The following is a 24,017-nucleotide window of genomic DNA, read 5'->3' on the forward strand; positions in this document are numbered from 1 at the left end:
TTGCTTGTCTGTGCTGTTGTGCCGCGCCGGTGCGCTGTCGCCACCCTGGCCTGCCGGACGGCGCCTACTTCTCCACGTACCGCAGGGAGCGCAGTCCGCGCTCCAGATGCCAGTGGAGATAGGCCGACACCAGCCCGCTGCCCTCCCGGACGTGCCGCGGCTCGCACGCGTCCGCGGTCTCCCAGTCTCCCGTGAGCAGCGCGCCGAGAAGTTCGAGGGCCTGAGGCGAGGGTACGACGCTGCCGGGCACCCGGCAGTCGACGCAGACGGTTCCTCCCGCGGCGACCGAGAAGAAGGGGTTCGGTCCCGGCATGCCGCATTTGGCACAGTCGCTGAAGCTGGGCGCGTAGCCGTTGACCGCGAGGGAGCGCAGCAGGAAGGCGTCGAGGACGAGGTGCGGCTCGTGCTCACCCCGGGCGAGCGTGCGCAGCCCGCCGACCAGCAGCAGGTACTGCTGCACCGCGGGCTCCCCCTCGTGGTCGGTGAACCGCTCGGCGGTCTCCAGCATCGCGGTGCCCGCGGTGTACCGCGGGTAGTCGGTGACGATCCCGCTACCGTACGGAGCGATCGTCTCGCTCTGTGTGCACAGGGGCAGTCCGCGGCCGATGAGTTCACCGCCCCGCGCGAAGAACTGCACGTCCACGTGGGAGAAGGGTTCGAGGCGCGCCCCGAACTTCGACTTGGTCCGCCGGACCCCGCGCGCCACCGCCCGTACGCGGCCGTGACCGCGCGTGAGCAACGTGATGATCCGGTCCGCCTCACCCAGCTTCTGGGTGCGCAGCACGATGCCGTCGTCGCGGAACAGACTCATGCGGCCCATTCTCGCCTACGGCGCACGCGGCCCGGCCCGGATGGGTCGCTTTGCGCCCGGGGCCTTCTCCGGAGCGCCGCCCGGGACACCTCACCGCGCCCCGGGAGCGCCCCGGGGACACCCCTGCGCTTCGCTGCGCCCCGACTGGTTCACAGCACCTCGCCGCGGCTGCGGGCGTTGACGTACGCGGTCGCCGCGCTGATCCGCTCCGCCGAGGTCGCCTGCCGGACCGCCTCCGGCACGCAGTCCCACTCCCTGCCGCCGCCGAGCGGCCTGAGCTGTACGTACGGCCCTTCGTACCCCATGACCACGCCGACCCTCCCGGTAAGCGTGTCGACGGCACAGGAGCCGGTCGGCGGCTGTACCGCCTTCATCGCAGGGCCGCCGCGAGCCGGGCCGCGACCTCGACGGAGCAGCCGCCCAGGACGATCAGCGGACAGGGTGTGTCGCGCGCCACGCTCGCCGGGTCGACCCGTAGGGACGGCAAGGTGATCCCGGCCCGTGCGAGCGCCGTCCGTAAGTCCTGCACAGTTTCCTCCGCCTCTTCGACGCGGTGCGCCGAGTCCCGCCGACCGTCAGGTGGCGCGTGTACGTGCGTCCGTCCGTGCGTTCGTCCCTGCGTTGGCGCTTGTCCTCGTGCGTGCTCTTCCTTCACCTGTTCCACCGGCCCTTGTCGATTTCACGCTTCGCATCCTTATCGTGACGCTCCGCATCTAAAATCGGCAGGGTCCCGCTCGCTACAAGCACGGTGCAGTGCAAGGGGGGTTGACCCATGGCCAACGGTTCGCGGCAGGCTGCCTGGGAATTTTTCGGTTCAGAACTGAAACGACGCAGGGAGGGCGCGGGTTTCACCCAAGCGGAACTCGGGGCTCGGGTCTTCGTCTCCGGCGGCTATATCGGCCAGTTCGAACAGGCCATCCGCAAACCTCAGTTGGACGTGGCTCAGCGCATCGACACGCTGCTGCACAGCGACGGCTTCTTCGAGCGCATGTGGCACAAGCTCATCGACGACAAGCGGTACGCGGGGTATTTCGCGGCGGTGGTCGAACTGGAGCGGACGGCCACGAAGATCGCGGAGTTCGCGCCCGCGCTGGTGCCGGGTCTGTTGCAGACGGCGGGGTATGCGCGGGCCGTGACCCTGGCCGGCAATCCCCTCGTCGCCGACGAATACGTCGAGGAGAAGGTGACCGCCCGCCGCGAACGGGCGCGGATCCTGGACGTCGCCGCGCTGCCCGGCTACTGGGTGATCCTGCACGAGCAGGTGCTGCGGATTCCGGTCGGCGGCCACGCGGCGATGGCCGAGCAACTGGAGCACATCGTCGGCCTCGTACGCCGACGGCGCGTGCTCGTTCAGGTGCTGCCGTGCTCGGTGGGGGCGTACCCCCTGATAGGCCGGATGGTCCAGCTCATGGAGTTCGCCGACGCCCCGCCGACCGCCTATACAGAGGCCGTGTATTCGGGCAACCTGCTGGACGAACCCGCCCTGGTTAAGCGGGTGCAGGACGCATACGATCTGCTCAGGGCCGCCGCGCTACCGCCGGACGCGTCCCTGTCTCTGATCGAATCGGCGACGGAGGACCACAGACGATGCGCGAGTACGACCTGAGCCTTCCTCAGTGGCGCAAAAGTACCTACAGCGACGACAACGGCGGCAGTTGCCTCGAAGTCGCCGACGGAGTCCCCGGTGTCGTCCCCGTCCGGGACAGCAAGCTGCCGGACGGCCCCGTACTGCTGATCGGCGCCGACGCCTGGGCCGCGTTCGTGGCCGGCGTCGAGGGCTGAGCGAGGGCGCCCCGGCGATGGTCCTTCCGAGCCTTCTCGCGGTGTTCGCGCACCCTGACGACGAGTCCCTGTCGGCGGGCGGGGTACTCGCCCGGCACGCGGCCTGGGGAGCCCGGACCGCGGTCGTCACGGCGACCTGGGCGGAGGGCACCGGCGTGCCGCGGAACTGGCCGAGGCGTTGCGCGTCCTCGGCGCGGGCCCGCCCCGGCTGCTGGGCTACGCCGACGGCCGGGTGCCGGAGTCGGCCCCCGGAGCCGTGCCGTTCCGCGACGCTCCGCTCGACGAATCGGTGCGGCGGCTGGTCGCGCACATCCGTGAGGTCCGCCCGGACGTCGTGGTCACGCACGACGCCTACGGCGGACTGCCCGGCCATCCCGACCATGTCCACACCCACCGGGTGACCGTGCTCGCGGTCGAGGCCGCCGGGCTGGACCGGATGTATCCCGACACCGGCGCCGCGTGGCGGCCGCGTTCGCTCCTTCTGGCCACGCACCCCGAGTCCGCGGCCCGCGCCCTGGGCCCGCAGCTGCTCAGGGAGGGCAGGCCGATGTTCAGCGTCCCGGACGCGTGGGTCGGCGAGACGGTCGATGTACGTCCCTGGCTGGACCGGAAGATCGAGGCCGTACTGGCGCACCGCTCCGAGGTGGAACGGGGAGCGCTGCCGGGCCGGATCGCCGCCCTCCCCCCGGCCGGCCGGGAGAGACTGCTGGCCACGGAGTGGTTCATCCGCCACGAGCTCTTCTCCGATTCACCGGCCTCCGCGTCACCGGCCCGGAGGGACCTGACCCTCTGAGAAAGCCGACCGGTCCGCGCTCACCGGTTCACCGACACCAGCCCCGCCTCGTACGCGATGATCACGAGCTGGACGCGGTCCCGCGCGTCCAGCTTCGCGAGCAGGCGGGTGAGATACGTCTTCGCCGTGGCCACGCTGATGAAGAGCCGCTCGGCTATCTCCGTATTGGACAGCCCGCTGCCGACCAGTGTCAGGACCTCGCGCTCGCGGTCGGTGACGCCCTTCAACTCGGATCGTCCACGGGCGAGTTCCGGGCGGGCGGCGGTGAAGTCCTGGATGAGCCGACGGGTGACAGCGGGGGCGATGAGTGCGTCCCCGGCCGCCACCACGCGGACCGCCGCGATGATGTCGTCCAGGCCCATGTCCTTGACCAGGAAACCGGACGCGCCCGCGCGCAGCGCCCCGTACACGTAATCGTCGTCGTCGAACGTGGTCAGGATGACGATCCTCGATTCACCGTTCGGCCCCGTGGTGTCCGCGGTGATCCGGCGGGTCGCCTCGATGCCGTTCATGCCGGGCATGCGGATGTCCATGACGACTACATCGGGGCGCAGTCGACCGGCGAGCGCCACCGCCTCCTCGCCGTTCTCCGCCTCCCCGACCACCTCGATGTCCTCGATGTCGGCCATGACCATGCGCAGGGCCGTGCGGATGAGCTGCTGGTCGTCGGCGAGGACCACGCGGACCGTCATCGGGCGCCCACCTGGCCCGTGGCCGGGAGCGGAAGGCGGGCGCTCACCCGGAAACCGCCCTCGGGACGCGGGCCCGCGGTGAACTCGCCGTGCAGCAGGGCGGCTCGCTCCCTCATGCCGATGAGACCGAACCCCGTGTCCGTGGTGCTGCCCCTGCCCCGGCCGTCGTCGGTGATCTCGACCGCGATCTCTGTGTCCCGGTGGTCGACGGTCACCCGGCACATGGTCGTCGCCGCGTGCCGCAGGACGTTGGTGATGGACTCCTGGACGATCCGGAACGCGGACAGGTCGATCTCCGGCGGGAGTTGACGCCGCTCGCCGGTCCAGCGGATGTCCACGCGAACCCCTGCCGCGGTCGCCGCAGCGGCCAGCCGGTCCAGGTCGGCCAGCCCCTCGGCGGGGCTCAGCGGCACGGCCCGCGCGATGCGGGACCCGTCCTCGCCGGAAGACGGCGGACTTCCCGTCTCTCCGGTGCCGTGTTCGTGGGACCGGCCCTGCGGGGCCGGTTCGCCGTCGCCACTTGGGCAGTCCGGCGCTTCGGACAGGCCGCCGCGCCCGTCCGGGTACCCCGACGAGCGGGGCCGCTCACCCCCCTCCGTCCCGCCGGCCTGCTCCCCGTGGTCCGCCTGGCGCAGCGCGACGAGCATGCGGCGCAACCCGGCGAGGGTCTCGCGGCCGGCCGTCTCGACCGCCGCCATGGCTTCGCGCGCGGCGTCCGGCTGGGTGTGCGCGACCCGGGCCGCCGCGCCCGCCTGGAGGGCGATGATGCCGATGCTGTGGGCGACCATGTCGTGCATCTCGCGGGCGATGCGCAGGCGTTCGTCGGTGACGGCCTGGGCCGAGGCCCGGATCCGCAGTTGCCCGGCGTGGACACGGGTGCGGTGGGAGGCGTCGCCGAGCAGCCAGGAGACGACGACGGTCAGCGCCACGGTCAGCTCGACGAGGGTGCCGATACCCCAGCCCTGTAACAGCCGTACCGACAGCCAGGCGACCAGGACGGCGAGCGCCATGGCGAGCCCGGTGACCCCGGTGCGGCGGGGGCGGGTGGCCGCGATGAAGTAGAGGGCCACGTCGACGGCCAGGTACTGGGCGAGCTGGATCGCCGCGACGGCGAGGTTGACGGTGAGCAGGGCGGCCGCCGCGAGCAGCAGGGTCAGGGCGGTCAGGGGACGGCGCCCGAGCCAGACGCCGCCGGCCAGGGCCAGGACGCATGCCACGGTGAGGAACAGCAGGCCGTCCCAACGGTAGAACTGGGCGGCGACCAGTTCGTTCGGCCCGCCCTGGCCGGGGAGCCGGATACGCGCGAGGACCGTGAACACGGTGCTGGCGCACCAGGCCAGGGCCACCCAGGCGCCGGGCGGGACACGCTTGAGCGGGGGAAGCGACGGCGTGACATGCATGCGCCCGATCGTAGGCAGGCGGTGCGGCGCGGACATCGGACCGGGGACGTACAACCGAGGTCGACAACGCTCCGGCTCACTCCACGTCGTCCCGCCTCACCCGCCCCCTGGGCCCGGGGGCCGGGACGGCTGTCCGGATCAGTCCCGGGCGCCGAAGCGGCCTACGTACGCGCGCTGCCACGGAGTCTCCACCGCGTGCCGGTCGTAGTGTCCGCGCACGTACGCCACCGCCTCGCGGGGCGGTACGCCGTCGAGGACCGCGACGCAGGCCAGGGCCGTGCCGGTGCGGCCCCGGCCGCCGAAGCAGGCGATCTCGACGCGTTCACCGGCGGCCCGCCGCCAGGCCTTTGTGAGCACCTCGCGGGCCTCCGCCCGGTCGGCGGGCAGCCGGAAGTCCGGCCAGCGCAGCCAGTGGGCCTCCCAGGGGACCGGGGGCGGCTCCTTGCCGAGCAGATACACGGCGTACGTCGGCTCGGGACCTCCGTCGGCCGGAAGCGGGCGGCGCAGTGCCCGGCCCCGGATCAGCCGTCCGGAGGGCAGCGCCAGCACCCCGGCGCCGTCCGGGTCCCAGGTTCCGCCGTCGGAGCCGGTGCCTGATCGCGCGCCGGGTTCGGTTTCGGGTTCGGTTTCGGGTTCGGTTTCGGCCACGGGACCAGCGTAGGCCGGTGCGTGGGGCCTGGAGCCCGGGGTCGGGTGCGGAGGCGAACGGGGTCTTCGGTCAGCTCACGCCGCGGGCGCCCTGGGCGGCGCGGGCCTCGATGCCCCGGAAGTGGTCCGACATCGCGCGCTGGGCGCCCTCGACGTCCCGTACCCGCAGGGCCGTGAGGATGTCGCGGTGGCGGCGGGCCGTCACCTCCGGGGTGATGTCGTCGGTCCAGCCGCGCACCACGGCGACCCTCCGGAACACGGTCCAGAACGCGCCGAGCAACTGGGGAACGAGCGGGTTGCCGAGCGAGGCGTACAGCAACTCATGGAACCGGCTGTCGAGTTCGGGGAAGGACCGGCCGTCGTCGCCCGCCGTCTCCATCTCCGTGACGACGGCTTCGAGCCGGTCCAGCTCCTCCTCGGTCAGCACCTCGGCCACCCGGCTTATCAGCCCCTCCTCCAGCACTTCGCGGACCTGGAGGATCTCGGCCAGCGCCGCGGTCGGATCGTCCGGACGGGCGAGTGTGCGGAAGGTCAGTCCGTCGACGAACGGCGTCATGGACGCCTCACCCACATAGGTGCCGTAGCCGTGCCGGATCTCGACTATGTCGAGCGCCTGAAGGGCCTTGAGCGCCTCACGGACCGAATTGCGGCTCACGCCGAGATCGCTCATCAGCTCGGTCTCGGTGGGCAGCGGCGCACCGGCCCGAAGCCCCTGGTCGAGGATCAACTGCATGACCTCGCGCTGGATCTGGCTGCTCACCCGGCGCTCGGGCCGGCGCCGGTTCCCGGTCTCCTCAGGCATGCGCCGCATCGTACGCTCGCTGGACATCGGACGTCCCACCTCCGGGCTGATTAAACGCCAAGTTCGGCCAACTGCCCTGTTTCATACCGCCATTGGTCGCACCTGTGGAAGATACGCCATTCGTGTGCGGGCCCTTGACCCTCTCCGCGCCCCCTCCTATGGTCGCGCTGCCCCCCATGACGTAGGACGTCGTATCTCCTGCTTCCCGGGCCGGCCGCACCGACCGCTCCACCGCCTCACCGGACCGCTCAACTGGACCACTCCTTGCTGGAGGAACCGTGCGCGACGTGAACCGCACTCCGGCGCCGCACCGCCGGTCGTTCCTGAAGTACACCGGGGCCCTGGGCGCGGCCGCCGCCCTCTCCTCGTCCCTGTCCGCCTGCTCGTCGGGGCCGGAGTCCACGAACGACACCGGCGGCTCGGGCGGCGGACAGAACGCCACCCTGACGGCCGTGATCGGCTACGGGAACGACGGAAGCTGGGATCCGACGCAGACCGCGTCGGCCTTCTGCATGGCCGCCAACAACCACATCTACGAAGGCCTGCTCGACACCGACCCGATCTCCCGCGAGCCCTACGCCGCGCTCGCCACCCAGGTACCCGCCGACCTCACCGGCACGTCCTGGAAGTTCACGCTGCGCGCCGGTGCCACGTTCCACGACGGGAAGCCCGTCACCGCCGACGACGTGGTCTTCGTCTTCGACCGGATCCTCGATCCGAAGACCCAGACGCTCGCCAAGGGCTTCTTCGCGAGCTGGCTGAAGGAAGTCCGCAGGATCGACGCGCAGAACGTCGAGCTGGTCCTCAAGTTCCCCTTCCCGGAAGGGGTCTCCCGGCTCACCCTGGCGAAGATCATGCCCAAGCACGTCTTCTCGCAGCCGGGCGCCTGGGACGACGCGATCAAGGGCAAGGCGATCGGTTCGGGACCGTACCGGCAGACCGCGCACCACCCGAAGTCCAACACGACCTTCGAGGCGTTCGCCGCCTACAACGGGCCCCGCAAGCCCGCGTTCAAGAAGATGAACTGGCTGACCATAGTGGACGCCGCGCCCCGCGTCGCGAAGATCTCCGGGGCGAGCGCCGGGGCCCAGATCGCCGACAACGTCCCGTACGCCAACATCACGCGGCTCCGCGAGGGCGGCATGACCGTCCAGGGCGGCGCCGGCATGAACAACCTGTTCCTGATGTTCAACACCCGGCACAAGCCGTTCGACGACGTGCGCGTCCGGCAGGCGCTGCGCTACGCCATCGACACCGACAAGATGGTCGAGGTCGCGCTCAAGGGGCACGGGAAGCCGTCGAGTTCCTTCCTCAACGAGGCCAACCCCTCCTACCGGCCGGCGAAGACCGTCTACGCCTACGACCCGGAGAAGGCGAAGAAGCTCCTGAAGGAGGCCGGGGTCAAGGGGCTGAAGATCGAGATCCTGTCGGTGAACGTGAGCTGGATCGTCGACTGCCTGCCGACCGTCAAGGCGTCCTGGGACGCGATCGGCGTGCAGACGACGCTGGCCCCGCAGGAGACCACGGCCGTGTTCACCAAGATGGACCAGAAGCAGGACTACCAGGTCGTCGCCGCCGCCTCGAACCCCAACCAGTTCGGCCTCGACGCCGACCTGATCATGCACTACAACTACGGCCCCCAGAACCTCTGGATGGGCTACGCCCGCTGGGCCGGTGACCCGGTCGCCAAGCAGCTCTTCAAGGACATGGACCGGGCGACCCAGGAACCGGACGCCGACAGGAAGAAGGCGATGATCCAGGACTACATCGACGTCGTCGCCGAACAGGCCGTGCTCTACCCGGTCGTGCACAACGAGCTGATGACGGCGTGGAATCCGCGCCGGCTCGCGGGGATAAGGCCTCAGCCCTATCCGGGCATCAACCTGCTGCAAGCCAAGTGGGTCTAGGCGACAAGGGAGTTCGTACGTGGTCGCCATCGTCAGGATCCTGCTGCGCCGCGTCGCGCTGCTCGTGCCGCTGATGCTCGGGATCGTCCTGTTCGTCTTCCTGGTGATGCGGTTCTCGGACGTCGACCCGGCGTCCGCGTTCTTCCAGGGCGCCAACCCGACCCCGCAGCAGCTCCACGACTTCAGGGAACGCAACGGACTGCTCGACCCCCTGCCCGTGCGCTACTTCGACTTCGTGGGTGACCTGCTGCACGGCGACATGGGCACCAGCGCGCTGACCAGGGCGCCGGTCGTCGAACAGGTCACCACCGCGCTGCCGCTCACGCTCCAGCTCACCTTCCTGGGGCTCGGCATCGCGGTGGTGCTGGCGCTCCTCGGCGGGGTCACGGCCGCGATCCACCGCGACCGGCTGCCCGACCAGATCATCCGGGTGGTGTCCCTGACCGGGGTCGCCGCACCGGGCTTCTGGCTGGCCCTGCTGATGATCCAGTACCTCGCCGTCGACCAGGGCTGGTTCCCGACCGGCGGCTACATCAACCCGGCCGACTCGCTGACCGGCTGGCTGAAGACCATGGCACTGCCCGCGCTCGCGCTCTCCCTGCCGGTCGCGGCCCAGCTCACCCGGATCGTCCGGACGTCCGTGGTCGAGGAGCTCGACAAGGACTACGTGCGCACCGCGATCGGCAGCGGGCTGCCGCCCCGGGTGGTCGTCGGCCGCAACGTCCTGCGCAACGCCCTGATGAACCCGCTCACCGTGCTGGGCCTGCGCGTGGGCTATCTGCTGGGCGGCGCGGTCGTCATCGAGACGATCTTCTCGCTGCCCGGCATGGGCAAGCTGATGATCGACGCCGTGCAGAACGGGGACCCGGCCGTCGTGCAGGGCGTCGTGCTGACCACGGCCATCGGCTTCGTGGTCGTGAACCTCGTCATCGACATCCTGTATCTGCTGGTCAACCCACGGCTGAGGGAGGCGACCTGATGTTCACGCGGAAGGATCTCGCGGGGGCCCTCGCCCGGCCCGGCGTCCGGCTGCGGGGCTGGCGCAGGCTGCCGCCGCTGTCGAGGATCGCGGTCGGCTTCCTGGCCGTGGTGCTCGTGGTGGCGGTGTTCGCCCCGCTGCTCGCCCCGCACGACCCGCTCGACCAGCAACCGCAGGCGGACGGCACCGGGCATCCCTCGGCGGACCACTGGATGGGGCAGGACAGCCTCGGCCGGGACATCCTCAGCCGGCTGATGTACGGGGCGCGCTGGTCCCTGGCCATCGGTCTCGGCGCCACCGCCCTGGCCCTGGTCGTGGGAGCACTGCTCGGTGCCCTCGCCGCGACCTCGCGGAAGGCGGTCGACGAGACGCTGATGCGCTGTCTGGACGTGGTGATGGCGTTCCCCGGCATCGCGCTCGCCGCCGTTCTCGTCGCCGTGTTCGGCGGCGGCATCACCGTACTGATCTGCGCGATCGCGTTCCTGTTCACCCCGCCCGTCGCCCGGGTCGTGCGGGCGAACGTCCTCGACCAGTACGGCGAGGACTACGTCACCGCCGAGCAGGTGATCGGCGCCCGCACCCCGCACATCGTGCTGCGGCACGTGGCCGTCAACTGCGCGGCCCCGGTCCTGGTGTTCTGCACCGTTCAGGTCGCCGAGGCCATCGTGTTCGAGGCCTCGCTGTCGTTCATCGGCGCGGGCGTGCGGCCCCCGGACCCGTCCTGGGGCAGTGTCATCGCCGACGGCAAGAACATGGTGCTGACCGGCGGCTGGTGGGCCACCGTCTTCCCCGGCCTGCTGATGCTGGTCACCGTGCTGTCGCTGAACATCCTCTCCGAGGGTGTCTCCGACGCGTGGGCCGCGCCGGCCGCCCGCGAGGTGTCCGTACCTCCCGCCGAGGACCGGCTGGAAGCCCCGGAGCCGGGCAGCGGCACGGTCGTCGAACTGCCGGGACTGGCACAGGCCGCGGCCCGGCTGCGCGCCCGGGCCCGCCCGCCGGTCACGGACGGGCAGCCCGTTCTCGCCGTCGAGCGGCTGGCCATCGGCTTCGACGAACGGCACGGCGGGGTGGACATCGTCGACGGCATCAGCTTCGAGGTGTATCCCGGCGAAGTCCTGGGCCTGGTGGGCGAGTCGGGCTGCGGGAAGTCGCTGACGGCCCTGACGGTGATGGGCCTGGAACCGAAGGGCGCCCGGGTGCGCGGCCAGGTCCGGTTCCGTCAGCGGCAGTTGGTCGGCGAGCCCATGCGGGTCCGGCGCCGGCTGCTGGGCCACGAGATGGCGATGGTCTACCAGGACGCGCTGTCGTCCCTGAACCCGGCGATGACGATCAGGGCACAGCTCAAGCAGGTGATACGGCGCGGCGGCAGGCGCACGGCGGCCGAACTGCTCGCCCTGGTCGGCCTCGATCCCGAGCGGACCCTGCGCAGTTACCCCCACGAACTCTCCGGAGGACAGCGCCAGCGCGTCCTGATCGCGATGGCGTTGTCCCGCGAGCCCGCGCTGATCGTCGCGGACGAACCGACGACGGCCCTGGACGTGACGGTCCAGGCACAGATCATGGAGCTGCTGCTGCGACTGCGGGCGGAACTGGACTTCGCCCTGGTCCTCGTCTCGCACGACCTCGCGCTGATCTCGGCGGTCACCGACCGGGTGGTCGTGATGTACGGCGGCCAGATCGTGGAGACGGGGGTGACGGCGGACCTGGTGGAGTCCCCGGCCCACCACTACACGCGCGGCCTGCTCGGCAGCGTCCTGTCCCTGGAGTCGGCGGCCGAGCGCATGACGCAGATCAAGGGGGTCGTCCCCTCCCCCGCCGACTTCCCGGCCGGCTGCCGGTTCGCCGACCGGTGTCCGATGGCGGACGACGTGTGCCGGACTACGGCGCCGGACCTCGTCGGCACGCACACGCACACGGCGGCCTGCCACCACCCGGCCGTCGACCTGGTGACCGCGGAGAGCGAGGCCGTGACGTGAGGATTCCGCCCGACGTGAGGATTCCGCCGACGGCGACCGAGGCCGTCACATGACCGCGCCGGTGCGGGAGGCCGGGGACCGCCGGACGGACGCGATCGTCCGGCTCACCGACGCGCATGTCGTCCACAAGGCGCGCAGCGGCGGTGTGTTCACCCGGGACCGGGTGTACGCGCTGACGGGCGCCGATCTCACCGTCGCGCCCGGCGAGACGGTCGGCGTCGTCGGCGAGTCGGGCTGCGGCAAGTCGACGCTCGCGAAGGTGCTGGTGGGGGTGCAGCGGCCGACCTCCGGCACGGTGACCTTCCGCGGCCGCGACCTGTGGTCCATGAAGCCGGACGAGCGGCGCACGGCCGTCGGCGCGAGCACAGGCATGATCTTCCAGGATCCCTCGACCGCCCTGAACCGCCGGCTGCCCGTGAGCCGGATCCTGCGCGACCCGCTGGATGTGCACCGGCGCGGCACGGCGGCCGAACGGGCCGAACGGGTCAAGGAGCTGATGTCCCTGGTAGGCCTGCCCCGGGCGCTCGCGGACGCCCTGCCCGGCCAGCTCTCCGGCGGTCAGCGCCAGCGGGTGGCGATCGCCCGCGCCCTGGCCCTGGACCCCGGCCTGGTGGTGGCCGACGAGCCGACGAGCGCGCTGGACGTGTCGGTGCGCGCGCAGATCCTCAATCTCCTGCTCGATCTGAGGGAACGCCTGGGCCTCGCCCTGGTGTTCGTGTCCCACGACATCCAGACGGTCCGCCGGATGAGCGACCGGGTGATCACGATGTACCTCGGCCGGATCGTGGAGGAGTCCCCGGCCGACGAGGTCACCGACCGCTCCCGTCACCCGTACACCCGGGCGCTGTTCTCGGCGACTCCGGGGCTGCTGGATCCGATCGAGCCGATTCCGCTGACCGGGCCGGTCCCCTCGGCGACGCGCCCGCCGAGCGGCTGCCCGTTCCGTACCCGCTGCTGGAAGGCGGACGGGGAGTGCGCGACCCGGATGCCGGAGTTCACGGCCGCGTCGGCGCCCGGCCACCGCTTCCGGTGTCACCATCCTGTCGAGGAGGGCCGGTCGACGCGCGCCCTGGTCGCGCAGGCCGAGGGCGCCGCGGAGGCCGCCGCCCTGGCCGACGTTCCGTTCCAGCAGCACATCAGGGAGCCTTGATGACCTTCCCCGCCCCGCTGACCGGTGTCGTACCGCCCGTCTGCACGCCCCTGACACCGGACCGCGAGGTGGACGTCCCGTCGCTCACCCGGCTGATCGACCATCTGGTGGACGGCGGGGTGCACGGTCTGTTCGTCCTCGGCTCGACGTCCGAGGTGGCCTATCTGACGGACGCGCAGCGCAGGCTGGTGGTGGAGACGGCGGCGGGGCACGTCGCCGGTCAGCTCCCCGTCCTGGCCGGTGCGATCGACATGACGACGCCGCGCGTCCTGGACCACGCGCACACCGCTGGCGACGCGGGCGCGGATGCGGTCGTCGTCACGGCCCCCTTCTACACCCGCACCCATCCCGCGGAGGTCGACCGCCACTTCCGCCTCGTCGCCGCCCGCGCGTCGCTCCCCGTGTTCGCGTACGACCTGCCGGCCTCCGTCCACACCAAGCTGAGCCCCGAACTGGTCCTCGGACTCGCCGCCGACGGTGTCCTGGCCGGTCTCAAGGACTCCAGCGGCGACCTCGGCGCCTTCCGCACGGTCGTCACCGGCGCTCGTACGCACCCCGGTATCGACGGCTTCAGCACCCTCACCGGCTCCGAGGTGGTCGTCGACTCGGCGCTGGCCCTGGGTGCGGACGGCGTGGTCCCCGGCCTGGCCAATGTGGACCCGGCGGGCTACGTACGGCTGTACGAGCTGTGCGCGGCGGGCGACTGGCAGCGGGCGCGGGCGGAGCAGGAGCGGCTGTGCGAGCTGTTCGCCATGGTGGGCGTCGGCGACCCGGCCCGGATGGGCGGCAGCTCCTCGGCCCTCGGCGCCTTCAAGGCCGCGCTGTCCCTGCGGGGCGTCATCGCCTGCCCCGCGACGGCGGAACCCCAGGTGCCGCTGTCGCAGGGCGAGGTGGAGCGGGTCGGGAAGTACCTGGCGTCGGCGGGACTCCTCTAGGACCTGTCCGGGGCCGGACAGCACTACCCCAGCAGTCCGCTCACCGGCAGGCGCCGGAACTCGATGGTCTCGTACGGTCCCGCGACGCCCGTCTCGTAGAGGATGCCGACCCGGAAGGCGCCGAGCTGGACGAGGTCCGAGTAGGCGGCCCGCTGCGTGGACAGGGTGGTCGCCTTCACGAAGGCCGCGCCGCCGGTCGTGCTGCGCCAGACGGCCATGGACTGGCGGACGGTGGGGACGGAGGGACCGGAGAAGAGGAGCGGGGCGAAGCGGCCGGTCAACTGGAGGACACTGCCCTGGACGACGGGGACGTCGTCCAGGGCGGGCTGGACGGCGAAGGGGCGGTCCAGGGTTTCGGCGCCGTCGCTGGAGTAGGAGTCGAGGCGGTTGCCGGTACTCGCGCCGTTCTGGTCGCGCGAGGTGAAGTAGAGCCGTCCGTCGGGGAGTTCGGCCACCGAGCTCTCGTTGGCGTTGTCGAGCCCGTCGTAGGAGTCGTCGACGAAGCCGAGCCGCCAGGTGAGCCCGCCGTCGTCGCTGTAGAGCGCGTGCGCCCCGTAGTACCTGGACTCCTGGCCGGTGTCGGCGGACCCGGCGGGCGGGGCGGCGGAGTGGTTGGCGGGCACGACCAGGCGCCCCGCGTGGGGTCCGTGGCGCAGGGCGATCGCGTGGCCGGGCCCGGTGGCGTACCAGCGCCAGTCCGGCAGCTTCGCCTGGTCCGTGATGTCCCGCGGGTCGGTGAAGTGCCGCCCGTCGTCCCGGCTGGTCTGGACGAAGACGCGTCGGCTCTGCTCCGCCGTGACCTCGCCGCGCATGATCTGCGCCTCGGTCACCGCACCGCTGTTGTAGGACGTGAGCAGGACGATCCGGCCGGTCCGGCGGTCCACCACCGGCGCGGGGTTGCCCCGGGTGTCGCCGCCGCCCGACGCGACGACCTGGAGCGGGCTCCAGGTGCAGCCGCTGTCGAACGAACGCCTGAGGACGACATCGATGTTCCCCGTGTCACCGGCGCCGCTGTGCCGCCCCTCGGCGAAGGCGAGCAGCGTACCGGCCCTGGTCGTGACGGTCGCCGGGATGCGGTACGTGTCGTAGCCGTCCTGGCCCGCGGTGTACGGGACGGAGGAGGTGCAGACCCCGCCGGCCAGGGGCGCGGCCGAGGCGGTGCCGCCGGTGGCGGTGAGGGTCGTGAGCGTCGTGAGGGTGGTGAGGAGTCCGGTGGCGGCGAACGCGACCATGCGGCTCATGCTGGCCATGACACTCCCTGGACTACGTCGACTGCATGACTGCGTCGACTGCATCGGAGATGGAACATGGAACATGGGACGTGGGATGTCCCGGTGAACCTAATGTGCCCCGGGAGCCGCGGCAATACCCGTGTTCTCACGGCATGCTGAGGTGACGTCAGTTCGTCGCACCACGCTGTGGGCGGCCCCCGCCGGGTCAGGTGCGGCCGGTGTCTCCCGGGGCCACCAGGCCCGACTCGTACGCCACGATGACGAGCTGGGTCCGGTCGCGGGCGCCGAGCTTGCCCATGATGCGGCTGACATGGGTCTTCGCGGTGAGCGGACTGAGCCCCAACACCGCCGCGATCTCGGTGTTGTTGAGGCCTCGCGCGACCAGGGTGAGCACCTCGCGCTCGCGCTCGGAGAGTCCCTCGGGGCCGCCCACCGCGAGCGCGGGGACCGAGGGGGTGCGCAGGAAACGGGCGACCAGGCGGGCGGTGGGGCCCGGAGAGAGCAGCGCGTCCCCGGCGGCCACCGTGCGGATCGCGTCGAGGAGTTCGGCGGGCCGGGTGTCCTTGACCAGGAAGCCGGAGGCGCCCGCGCGCAGCGCCTCCACGATGTGCTCGTCGGTGTCGTACGTGGTGAGGACGAGCACCCTGACTCCGGCCAGGCTCTCGTCGGCCGCGATGAGCCGGGTCGCCTCGATGCCGTCCAGGTCGGGCATACGGATGTCCATCACGATCAGGTCGGCCCGCTCGCTGCGCGCCAGCTCGACGGCCTGCCGCCCGGTGGCCGCCTGCCCGACCACCTCCATGTCCCGCGCCGACTCCACGAGCATGGCGAACGCGGCCCGCACGAGGTTCTGGTCATCGGCGAGGATCACGCGGATGGTCATCGGGGCTCGCCCCTTCCGGGCTCGGACACGGCTACGGAATCGAGTCCGGAGCCGCGTACGTCATCGGCATCCCGTACGTCCTCGGAAGCGCCCGGCGCTCCGAGCCGGTCCTCGCTGTCCGCCGCCGTCCGCTGCTCCGGCACCGTCGTACCCAAGGGCAGTACCGCCACCACCGCGAATCCGCCTTCCTCCCGCGTCCCGGTCTCCACGGTGCCGCCCACACTGCGGGCCCGCTCCCGCATCCCCACCAGGCCGAAGCCGGGCGGGCCGCCCGCGTCGCCGATGCCGTCGTCCGTGACCGTCACGCGCAGGGCCCAGCCGTCCGTGCTCAGGTCCACCCGGACGCCCACCCCGGGACCCGCGTGCCGTACCGCGTTGGTCAGCGCTTCCTGGACGATGCGGTAGGCGGCGGCGCCCACGGCGGAGGGAACGCCGTCCGCCCGTAGCGCGGTCGGCGTCTCCACCCTGGCGCCCGCCGAACGGGCCGCCGCCACCAGATCGGGTACCCCGTCGAGGCCGGGCAGGGGCCCCCGCCCGTCGCTGCCGCCGTGCTCGGAGTCGCGCAGCACCTCCAGCGTGGACCGCAGTTCGCCGCGCGCGCTCCGGCAGGTCTCGGAGATGTCGTCGAGGGCTTCGGCGACGGCCTTGCGGTCGAGGCGGTCGGGGTCGGCGGCCAGGACGTGCGCGGCGACGGAGGTCTGCACGCCGATCAGGGTGATGCTGTGGGCGAGCAGGTCGTGCAGGTCCCGGGCGATGCGCAGGCGTTCCTCGGCGACCCGGCGGCGGGCCTCCTCCTCCCGGGTGCGCTCGGCCCGCTCGGCGCGTTCGACGACCGAGGCGAAGTACTGACCGTGCACCCGGACGTAAACACCGAGCACGATCAACGCGACGATCCAGCCGGTGATGCGCAGCGCCTCGGCACCCTCGGAGGCGCCCTGCCCGAACTTGACCGCGAGCATGATGCCGATGACACCGGCGCCGATGACCAGGGAACGCAGCGGGCGCCCCGTGACGGCGACGGTGAACAGCGCGGTCATCGAGACGAGCAGCGGCGCTTCGTGGTCGAAGTCGAGCGCGTGGTACGGCCCTACGCAGGCGACGAGCGCGAGGAACGCGGCGAGCGGGGCGCGCCGCCGCCAGACCACCGCGACGTGCGCGGCGATCAGCAGGGTCCAGCCGAGCGCGTCCGGTCGCCGGCCGTCCATGGGCACGGTGAGCGCCACGGTGACATCGGCGATCAGCAGCACACCGGCGAGGAACGCGTCCTGGCGCAGGACCCGCGCCGGGTCGACGTTCCCCCGGTGTCCGAAGCCGGTGAGGTGCAGCATGCGTTTGACGTCCACCGCTTCGTCCTCCGTGAGGGGGCGCCCCTCCGGGAGAGAGGGGCGCCCGATGTCCGTTGTCTGCGCAGGGGGCTGCCGGACCGCTCAGCCTACGGCGACGGGCTCCTGCTTCCCGGCCGCCTCGGTGTCCGGCTCGCGCGAGAGGCCGCCCGGCCACCACATCTTCCGCCCCAGCGCCACGCTCGCGCTGGTCACCAGGTACGTACGGACGAGGAAGGTGTCCAGCAGTACGCCGACCGAGATGACGAAGCCGAGCTCGACGAGCTGGAGGAGCCCCATGTTGGTGAGCACCGCGAAGGTGGCCGCGAGGACGAGGCCGGCCGAGGCGATCACGCCCCCGGTGGTGCGCAGCGCGGTGAGCGCGGCGGCGGCCGGTTCGGCTCCGGAGAGGGATTCCTCCCGCATCCGGTGCATGAGGAAGATTCCGTAGTCGACGCCGAGGGCGACCAGGAACACGAAGGACAGCAGGCCGAGGCCGGGATCGGTGCCATCGAACCCGAACAGCGGGCCGAAGACGAGGCCGCCGATGCCGAGTGCCGCTCCCCACACCGCGATGACGGCGGCGACGAGCAGCAGCGGCGCCACGAGCGAGCGCAGCAGCAGGACCAGGATCAGCAGCACCGAGACGAGCACGATCGGGACGACGACGAGCCGGTCGCGGGCGTTGGTGTCCTGGAGGTCGATCTGCTCGGCGCTCGGGCCGCCGACGTACGATCCGCGGAGGTCCGCCCGCAGGGACTTGATCGTGGCGGTCTCGGCCGCCGACTGCGGGGCGCCGCGCGCGATGACGGAGATCTCCGTCCAGCCTCCGCCGCTGCGTCCGCGTTCGGCGCTCGCGACACCGGCGTGCCCGCGGGTGGCGGACAGCGTCGTGTCCGCCCGTCCGGTCGGGGTGATCACGGTGATCGGCTGGGTGCCCCGCCCCGGGTAGGCGCGGGCGAGCGTCTCCATGGCGGTGACCGAGTCGGGCCGGTGGGCGAAGGAGTCCTGCTGCTTGAGCGGTCCCGGCAGGTTCAGGGTGCCGAGGGCGAGCGCCCCGAGCAGGGCCGCTCCGCTCGCCAGGACGACGAGCGGCCTGCGTCCGGCCGAGGACCCCATCGCGGCGAACAGGCTCCGCCGCTGCCTGGGCTCGGCGCCGTGGACGGGAACGAGCGGCCAGAACACCCGGCGCCCGAGCAGGACGAGTACGGCGGGCAGCAGGGTCAGCATGGCGACGAGGGCGCAGAGCACCCCGACGGTGCCCGTCGGGCCCATGCCCCGGCTGCTGTTGAGGTCGGCCGCGAGCAGGCACAGCAGTCCGGCGGCGACCGTGCCGGAGGAGGCGAGCACGGCGGGCCCGCAGCCGCGCAGGGCCTCCTTCATGGCGTCGTAGGGCCGTTCCACGCGCCGCAGTTCCTCCCGGTAGCGGGAGATGATCAGCAGGGCGTAGTCGGTTCCGGCGCCGAAGACGAGGATCGTCATCACGCCCGAGCTCTGGCCGGAGACGCTGGTGCCGAACGCCTGGTGGAGTCCGTAGGCGACGCCCATCGACAGATAGTCGGCGACGCCGGCGACGGCGAGCGGTACGAGCCACAGCAGCGGGCTGCGGTAGATGAGGATCAGCAGGATCGCCACCACGGCGACGGTGGTGTAGAGCAGCGGTCCGCCGAGCGAGTCGTACACCTCGCCCGCGTCGGTGGCCAGGGCGCCGGGACCGCCGACGACGACGTTCATCCCGTCCGTCGGCCGGGCCACGTCGCGGACGTCGTTCACGAACGCGTCGCGCTTCTTCTCGTCGGTGCCGGGCGCGGTGCTGGCGACCGGGTACATCAGGGTGCTGCCGTCGTCGGACGGCACGGCACGAGGGGTGCCGGTGAGCGGGTTCGCCCGGGTGATCGCGGCGACCTGGCGGGCCGCGGTGTCCCGGTCGGCCGGACGGAGCCCCCCGTCGCGGTGGTAGACGAGCACCAGCTCGGTGGTCTCGCCGCCGGGCAGCCGGTCCTCGGTCTTCGCGACCCGGGTGGAGTCGGCGCTCGACGGCAGATAGTCGACGGCACGGTCGTGCTGCACGTCCGACAGCTTCGCCGCGAACGGGCCGACCACGGCCAGCAGCCCGATCCACAGCGCGAGCACCGCCCACGGCACGGCGCGTCGGCGTGACCGCGTACTTGTCTCCCCAGCCCCCATGGACAGGGCCTCCCTTCGCTCCGGTTGTCTGTTTTCCGTGTTCCAGACTTCCGGACCGGGAGATCCCTTTCGTCGCTCGAAGGACCGAGCCGGGCCCTACTGCGCCGGGTGTGCCGGGGCTGTCGTTACTCCCTGGGGAGTAGTGCGGCGGAGGGCGTCTACGACGGTGTCCGCGCCGTTGCCAGGAGGCGGGTCACGTCGTCCGAGCAGATCGTCAGGGCCGCGCCGACGGTGGCGAGGACGTCCCGTTCGGCGGGGGTGTAGGGGCCGTCGGCGAGGGCGATGCGGGCGCCCTGGAGGAGGATGGCCTCGCGGCCGGCCGGGGCGAGGTGCGGGGCCAGCGGGTCCAGGGCCTCGTGGAGCTCTATGGCCAGGCTCGCTCCGCAGGGCTCGCCGAAGAAGCGGCCCGTGTCGGCGGCGAGGGCGTCGACGAGGGCGCCGAGCTGGTCCTCGGTGCAGTCGTCGAAGCCGGCCGAGCGGACGGTCGCGGCGGCGGTCTCCAGGGACGCGCGGGCGCAGCCGCCGCCCGCCGCGAGGACCGCGAGGGCGACGGTGTGGACGGCGTCGCGGAGCATCGCGGAGAAGCGGGTGGTGGTGGGGTGGTCGAGGACGTCGGCGCCGTAGTGGCTGCTGCAGGCCGCGCACTCGACTACGGGCCCCGTCTCGCCGCGCGGGAGGACGGGGACACCCAGAAGGGTGAAGCGGCGCCGGCCGGTGAGCCGCTGATAGTTGCGGTCGCCCCCGCAGCCGGGGCAGAAGAACTCCCCGTCGCCGACGGTGCTCCACGCCGTACGGGTGCCCAGGATGCGGGGAACCTGAACTGCACGACCGTTTCGTCCCCATCCTGGCAGCACGTCGCACACCTCCGTAACGCCACGGCAACATCGCCGCGCTGGCGTGATGTTAGCCACATTGTTGAGGTGTAGTCAGTACCTGGGACGAGACCTGCTCGTGACCTGCACATGGATTGGCCGGGATACGACCGGGCCCCGCCCGCCTCGAAAGGCGGACGGGGCCGGAAAGAACCAGGTGAAAGAGGTCAGCGGGCCGCGCGGTTGACGGCGGAGACGACGGCCTTCAGCGAGGCACGTGTCGTATTCGCGTCGATGCCGATTCCCCACAGGACCTTGTCGCCGATCGCGCACTCGATGTAGGAGGCGGCCTGCGCGGAGGCTCCCTCGCTCATCGTGTGCTCCTGGTAGTCCAGCAGGCGTACGTCGACGCCGATGGACTGCAGGGCGTCGAAGAAGGCGGAGATCGGACCGTTGCCGGTACCGCTCAGGACGGTGTCCGTGCCGTCGACCGTGGCCTCGACGGTCAGGGTGTCGACGCCGTCCTTGTCCGTGGTGGACTGGCCGGTCCTGACCTGGATACGACCCCACGGGTTCCCGGGGTTGGGCAGGAACTCGTCCTGGAAGGTCGCCCAGATGTCCTTCGGCGTGACCTCGCCGCCCTCGGCGTCCGTCTTGGCCTGGATGATCTTCGAGAACTCGATCTGCATCCGGCGCGGCAGGTCCAGCTTGTGGTCGTTCTTCAGGACGTACGCGATACCGCCCTTGCCCGACTGCGAGTTGACCCGGATGACGGCCTCGTAGGAGCGGCCGACGTCCTTCGGGTCGATGGGCAGGTACGGGACGGCCCACTCGATGTCGTCGACGGTGACGCCCTTGGCGGCCGCGTCGGCCTCCATCGCGTCGAAGCCCTTCTTGATGGCGTCCTGGTGGGAGCCGGAGAAGGACGTGTAGACCAGGTCGCCCACGTACGGGTGGCGCGCGTGGACCTCCATCTGGTTGCAGTACTCCCACGTACGGCGGATCTCGTCGATGTCGGAGAAGTCGATCTGCGGGTCGACGCCCTGCGAGAACAGGTTCATGCCCAGGGTGACCAGGTCGACGTTGCCGGTGCGCTCGCCCTGGCCGAACAGGCAGCCCTCGACGCGGTCGGCGCCGGCCATCAGGGCCAGTTCGGCGGCGGCGACGGCGGTGCCGCGGTCGTTGTGGGGGTGGATCGACAGGCACACGTACTCGCGGCGGGACAGGTGACGGCCCATCCACTCGAAGCGGTCCGCGTGCGTGGAGGGGGTCGAACGCTCCACCGTGGCGGGCAGGTTGAGGATGATCTCGCGGCCCGGACCGGGCAGCCAGACGTCCATGACCGCCTCGCAGACCTCCAGGGCGAAGTCCAGCTCGGTGTCGGTGAAGATCTCGGGGCTGTACTGGTACCCGAACTCGGTCTCGGGACCCAGCAGCTTCTCCGCGTACTCGACGACCAGACGCGTGCCGTCGACGGCGATCTGCTTGATGTCGTCCTTGGAGCCGCGGAAGACGACGCGGCGGAAGACCGGGGCGGTCGCGTTGTACAGGTGCACGTTGGCGCGCTTGGCGCCCTTCAGCGACTCGACGGTCCGCTCGATCAGGTCCTCGCGGGCCTGGGTCAGTACGGAGATCGTGACGTCGTCCGGGATCGCGGTCTCGTCCTCGATGATCGAGCGGACGAAGTCGAAGTCCGTCTGGCCCGACGCCGGGAAGCCGACCTCGATCTCCTTGTAGCCCATCTTGACCAGCAGGTCGAACATCTCGCGCTTGCGCGCGGGCGACATGGGGTCGATCAGTGCCTGGTTGCCGTCGCGCAGATCCGTGGAGAGCCAGCGGGGGGCGACCGTGATCCGGTTGTTCGGCCAGTCGCGGTCGGGGATGTCGACCTGGTCGTACCGGCCGTACTTGTGGACCGGCATCGACGTGGGCCGCTGACGGTTGGCGCGGGTCTGCTCGCTGCTGTGGCTGTTCGCCATGATGCGTGGGCTCCTCAGGATGTCCGAAAGGACGGCCGACGGCGCAACGCCAGACTCCGCGGGGAGGGGGTCGGCCTCGACTACAGGCCCTCGCCGCGGCAGCTAAGGAGAAGCAGCCCGAAACGCATGATGCTCCGCAGCCTAGCGGAGCCGCGCTCCGTACGGAGGGCTGTATCAGTATGCGGGATCACGCGCCCCGAAAGGGACAAAACGTGCGCCATACCACTTCCAGCCGGAATCTCCGGCTCCTTATCCCCCCATTTCACCAATCATGGTTGCACGTAGTGACATACACATCACTCAGTGCAAGGGTGCCGGGCATGACGACCAACGGGGGCTTCGAGCCCGTCCACTGCACCATCGTTCCGCCCCATGTCCTCGACCGGCTCGCCCGGCACGAGGACCCCGCGCTCTCCGGTCCCGCGCGCCAGACCCTGGAGCGCGACGCCTACGAGCGCACCCACCGCCGGCTGACCACCGTCATCGGCGCGCCCGCCGTCGCCCCGCCCGCGGGCGCCCCCGACAACGCGCCGCACCGCACGATCTACGACGCCCGCCACCGCCAGGACCTCCCGGGCAAGAAGGTCCGCGGCGAGGGCGACAAGCCGGGCAAGGACGCCACGGTCAACCGCGCCTACGCCGGCCTCGGCGCGACCTTCGACCTCTACCTCAACGCCTACGGGCGCACCTCGATCAACGGTGAGGGCCTGCCGCTCGACGCCACCGTGCACTTCGACAGGGACTACAACAACGCCTTCTGGAACGGCGAGCAGATGGTGTTCGGCGACGGCGACGGCGAGATCTTCCTCGACTTCACCCTCCCGGTCGACGTCATCGGCCACGAGCTGACCCACGGCGTCACCCAGTACACGGCGAACCTCACCTACTACGGCCAGCCGGGCGCCCTGAACGAGTCCATGTCGGACGTCTTCGGCTCGCTGATCAAGCAGTACACGCTCGGCCAGACCGCGGGCGAGGCCGACTGGCTGATCGGCGCCGGGCTGCTCGCCTCGCGGGTCACCGGCACCGCCCTGCGCTCCATGAAGGCGCCGGGCACCGCGTACGACGACGACGTGCTCGGCAGGGACCCGCAGCCCGGGACGATGGACGGCTATGTCAGCACCGGCCGGGACAACGGCGGCGTCCACATCAACTCCGGCATCCCCAACCACGCCTTCTACCTCGTCGCCCAGGCCCTCGGCGGCCACGCGTGGGAGCGGGCCGGACAGATCTGGTACGACGTGCTGACCGGAGGGGAGCTGCCGGAGCAGGCCCTCTTCTCGGACTTCGCGCGGCTCACGCTCGCCGCCGCCCGGACCCGGTACAACGAGGGGGAGGAACTGCAGGCGGTGACGAAGGCCTGGGAACAGGTCGGAGTGCCGTCCGCGTAGGCCCGGCGGAAAGCGTCACGGCCCCGGGCGCCCGACTCGTACCAGAGAGGACCCCATGCGTATCGAAGTGCGGCGTACGGGCGGGTTCGCGGGCATCGAGCGCCGTGCCGGGGTGGACACCTCGGCACGGCCCGACGCCCCCGAGTGGCACGCCCTGGCCCAGCGGGCACTCGCCGCCGGACGGAACACGCCCCCGGCCGGCGTCCCGGACGGCTTCCACTACGAGATCACCGTGGACGGCAGGACCGTCCACGCCGCCGACCCGGTACTCACGGAGGACCAGCGCGAGCTGATCTCCCGCGTATTGAAGGAGGGGGCCTGAAGAAGGGGGCCTGA

22 protein-coding genes and 1 pseudogene are annotated in these 24,017 nt (G+C 71.4%); 10 read left to right on the forward strand and 13 right to left on the reverse strand.

Annotated elements, in window-relative coordinates; genetic code table 11:
* Positions 1 to 64: 64 nt before the first annotated feature.
* The 3 genes from recO to OG410_RS14660 form a co-directional block, all read right to left on the reverse strand.
* A complete protein-coding gene (gene recO / locus OG410_RS14650) occupies positions 65 to 811 on the reverse strand; it encodes a DNA repair protein RecO (RefSeq protein WP_326787936.1) in 747 nt (248 codons plus the stop codon).
* A gap of 149 nt (positions 812 to 960) precedes the next feature.
* Entirely contained in the window at positions 961 to 1,185 is a 225-nt protein-coding gene (locus tag OG410_RS14655; protein ID WP_329299544.1) for a hypothetical protein, read from the reverse strand.
* Positions 1,182 to 1,340: a hypothetical protein gene (locus OG410_RS14660; RefSeq protein ID WP_326787934.1), complete on the reverse strand. Its 159-nt coding sequence runs from the start codon at positions 1,338 to 1,340 to the stop codon at positions 1,182 to 1,184. Before OG410_RS14660 ends, OG410_RS14655 begins: the two co-directional genes overlap by 4 nt.
* A 243-nt stretch (positions 1,341 to 1,583) precedes the next feature.
* On the opposite strand from OG410_RS14660, the gene OG410_RS14665 reads away from it, so the two are divergent.
* The 3 genes and pseudogenes from OG410_RS14665 (at position 1,584) to OG410_RS14675 (ending at position 3,386) form a co-directional block, all read left to right on the forward strand.
* On the forward strand, positions 1,584 to 2,417 hold the full coding sequence (locus OG410_RS14665) for a helix-turn-helix domain-containing protein (protein ID WP_329299545.1): 834 nt from the start codon (positions 1,584 to 1,586) through the stop codon (positions 2,415 to 2,417).
* A complete protein-coding gene (locus tag OG410_RS14670; RefSeq protein WP_329299546.1) occupies positions 2,399 to 2,593 on the forward strand; it encodes a DUF397 domain-containing protein in 195 nt (64 codons plus the stop codon). Before OG410_RS14665 ends, OG410_RS14670 begins: the two co-directional genes overlap by 19 nt.
* A 17-nt stretch (positions 2,594 to 2,610) precedes the next feature.
* A pseudogene (locus tag OG410_RS14675) lies at positions 2,611 to 3,386 on the forward strand (PIG-L deacetylase family protein).
* A 20-nt stretch (positions 3,387 to 3,406) separates the two neighbouring features.
* Here OG410_RS14675 and OG410_RS14680 read toward each other — a convergent pair.
* From OG410_RS14680 to OG410_RS14695, 4 genes are all read right to left on the reverse strand, one after another.
* On the reverse strand, positions 3,407 to 4,078 hold the full coding sequence (locus OG410_RS14680) for a response regulator transcription factor (RefSeq protein WP_329299547.1): 672 nt from the start codon (positions 4,076 to 4,078) through the stop codon (positions 3,407 to 3,409).
* The gene (locus tag OG410_RS14685) at positions 4,075 to 5,478 is read right to left on the reverse strand and encodes a sensor histidine kinase (protein WP_329299548.1); all 1,404 of its coding nucleotides are present in this window, start codon (positions 5,476 to 5,478) and stop codon (positions 4,075 to 4,077) included. Before OG410_RS14685 ends, OG410_RS14680 begins: the two co-directional genes overlap by 4 nt.
* Positions 5,479 to 5,616: 138 nt before the next feature.
* On the reverse strand, positions 5,617 to 6,027 hold the full coding sequence (locus OG410_RS14690; protein WP_329304128.1) for a protein-tyrosine phosphatase family protein: 411 nt from the start codon (positions 6,025 to 6,027) through the stop codon (positions 5,617 to 5,619).
* A gap of 169 nt (positions 6,028 to 6,196) precedes the next feature.
* Positions 6,197 to 6,937 (reverse strand): FadR/GntR family transcriptional regulator, encoded by a 741-nt coding sequence (locus OG410_RS14695; protein WP_329304129.1) that lies wholly within the window; start codon positions 6,935 to 6,937, stop codon positions 6,197 to 6,199.
* A gap of 269 nt (positions 6,938 to 7,206) precedes the next feature.
* Here OG410_RS14695 and OG410_RS14700 point away from each other — a divergent pair, with 269 nt between their 5' ends.
* From OG410_RS14700 to OG410_RS14720, 5 genes are read left to right on the forward strand one after another with little or no spacing between them, the layout of a single operon-like run.
* Positions 7,207 to 8,835, forward strand: a complete 1,629-nt coding sequence (locus OG410_RS14700; RefSeq protein WP_329299549.1) for an ABC transporter substrate-binding protein — start codon at positions 7,207 to 7,209, stop codon at positions 8,833 to 8,835.
* Between the two features lie 19 nt (positions 8,836 to 8,854).
* Complete coding sequence (locus OG410_RS14705) at positions 8,855 to 9,814, forward strand: ABC transporter permease (protein WP_329299550.1); 960 nt, start codon at positions 8,855 to 8,857, stop codon at positions 9,812 to 9,814.
* On the forward strand, positions 9,814 to 11,790 hold the full coding sequence (locus OG410_RS14710) for a dipeptide/oligopeptide/nickel ABC transporter permease/ATP-binding protein (RefSeq protein ID WP_329299551.1): 1,977 nt from the start codon (positions 9,814 to 9,816) through the stop codon (positions 11,788 to 11,790). The genes OG410_RS14705 and OG410_RS14710 overlap by 1 nt, the downstream gene beginning before the upstream one ends.
* Positions 11,791 to 11,839: 49 nt before the next feature.
* Entirely contained in the window at positions 11,840 to 12,940 is a 1,101-nt protein-coding gene (locus tag OG410_RS14715) for an ABC transporter ATP-binding protein (RefSeq protein WP_329299552.1), read from the forward strand.
* A complete protein-coding gene (locus OG410_RS14720) occupies positions 12,940 to 13,875 on the forward strand; it encodes a dihydrodipicolinate synthase family protein (protein ID WP_329299553.1) in 936 nt (311 codons plus the stop codon). The genes OG410_RS14715 and OG410_RS14720 overlap by 1 nt, the downstream gene beginning before the upstream one ends.
* Positions 13,876 to 13,898: 23 nt before the next feature.
* Here the strand turns inward: OG410_RS14720 and OG410_RS14725 are convergent, their stop codons facing one another.
* The 6 genes from OG410_RS14725 to leuA all read right to left on the reverse strand — a co-directional run bounded on the left by OG410_RS14725 (position 13,899) and on the right by leuA (position 22,290).
* Positions 13,899 to 15,125, reverse strand: a complete 1,227-nt coding sequence (locus tag OG410_RS14725) for a sialidase family protein (protein ID WP_329299554.1) — start codon at positions 15,123 to 15,125, stop codon at positions 13,899 to 13,901.
* Positions 15,126 to 15,312: 187 nt separating this feature from the next.
* Complete coding sequence (locus OG410_RS14730; protein WP_329299555.1) at positions 15,313 to 15,990, reverse strand: response regulator transcription factor; 678 nt, start codon at positions 15,988 to 15,990, stop codon at positions 15,313 to 15,315.
* A complete protein-coding gene (locus OG410_RS14735) occupies positions 15,987 to 17,318 on the reverse strand; it encodes a sensor histidine kinase (protein WP_443063887.1) in 1,332 nt (443 codons plus the stop codon). The genes OG410_RS14730 and OG410_RS14735 overlap by 4 nt, the downstream gene beginning before the upstream one ends.
* A 99-nt stretch (positions 17,319 to 17,417) precedes the next feature.
* Positions 17,418 to 19,499 carry an MMPL family transporter gene (locus OG410_RS14740; protein WP_329299557.1) on the reverse strand — a complete coding sequence of 694 codons (2,082 nt, stop codon included), beginning with the start codon at positions 19,497 to 19,499 and terminating at the stop codon, positions 17,418 to 17,420.
* A 158-nt stretch (positions 19,500 to 19,657) separates the two neighbouring features.
* Positions 19,658 to 20,353, reverse strand: a complete 696-nt coding sequence (locus tag OG410_RS14745) for a TerB family tellurite resistance protein (RefSeq protein ID WP_329299558.1) — start codon at positions 20,351 to 20,353, stop codon at positions 19,658 to 19,660.
* A 185-nt stretch (positions 20,354 to 20,538) separates the two neighbouring features.
* Positions 20,539 to 22,290, reverse strand: a complete 1,752-nt coding sequence (leuA, locus tag OG410_RS14750) for a 2-isopropylmalate synthase (protein WP_329299559.1) — start codon at positions 22,288 to 22,290, stop codon at positions 20,539 to 20,541.
* Between the two features lie 320 nt (positions 22,291 to 22,610).
* Here leuA and OG410_RS14755 point away from each other — a divergent pair, with 320 nt between their 5' ends.
* Positions 22,611 to 23,681: a M4 family metallopeptidase gene (locus OG410_RS14755; RefSeq protein ID WP_329299560.1), complete on the forward strand. Its 1,071-nt coding sequence runs from the start codon at positions 22,611 to 22,613 to the stop codon at positions 23,679 to 23,681.
* A gap of 55 nt (positions 23,682 to 23,736) precedes the next feature.
* Positions 23,737 to 24,003 carry a protealysin inhibitor emfourin gene (locus OG410_RS14760; protein WP_329299561.1) on the forward strand — a complete coding sequence of 89 codons (267 nt, stop codon included), beginning with the start codon at positions 23,737 to 23,739 and terminating at the stop codon, positions 24,001 to 24,003.
* The last annotated feature ends 14 nt before the right edge of the window (positions 24,004 to 24,017 follow it).

The sequence above is a fragment of the Streptomyces sp. NBC_00659 genome (assembly GCF_036226925.1).
Lineage (GTDB): Bacteria > Actinomycetota > Actinomycetes > Streptomycetales > Streptomycetaceae > Streptomyces.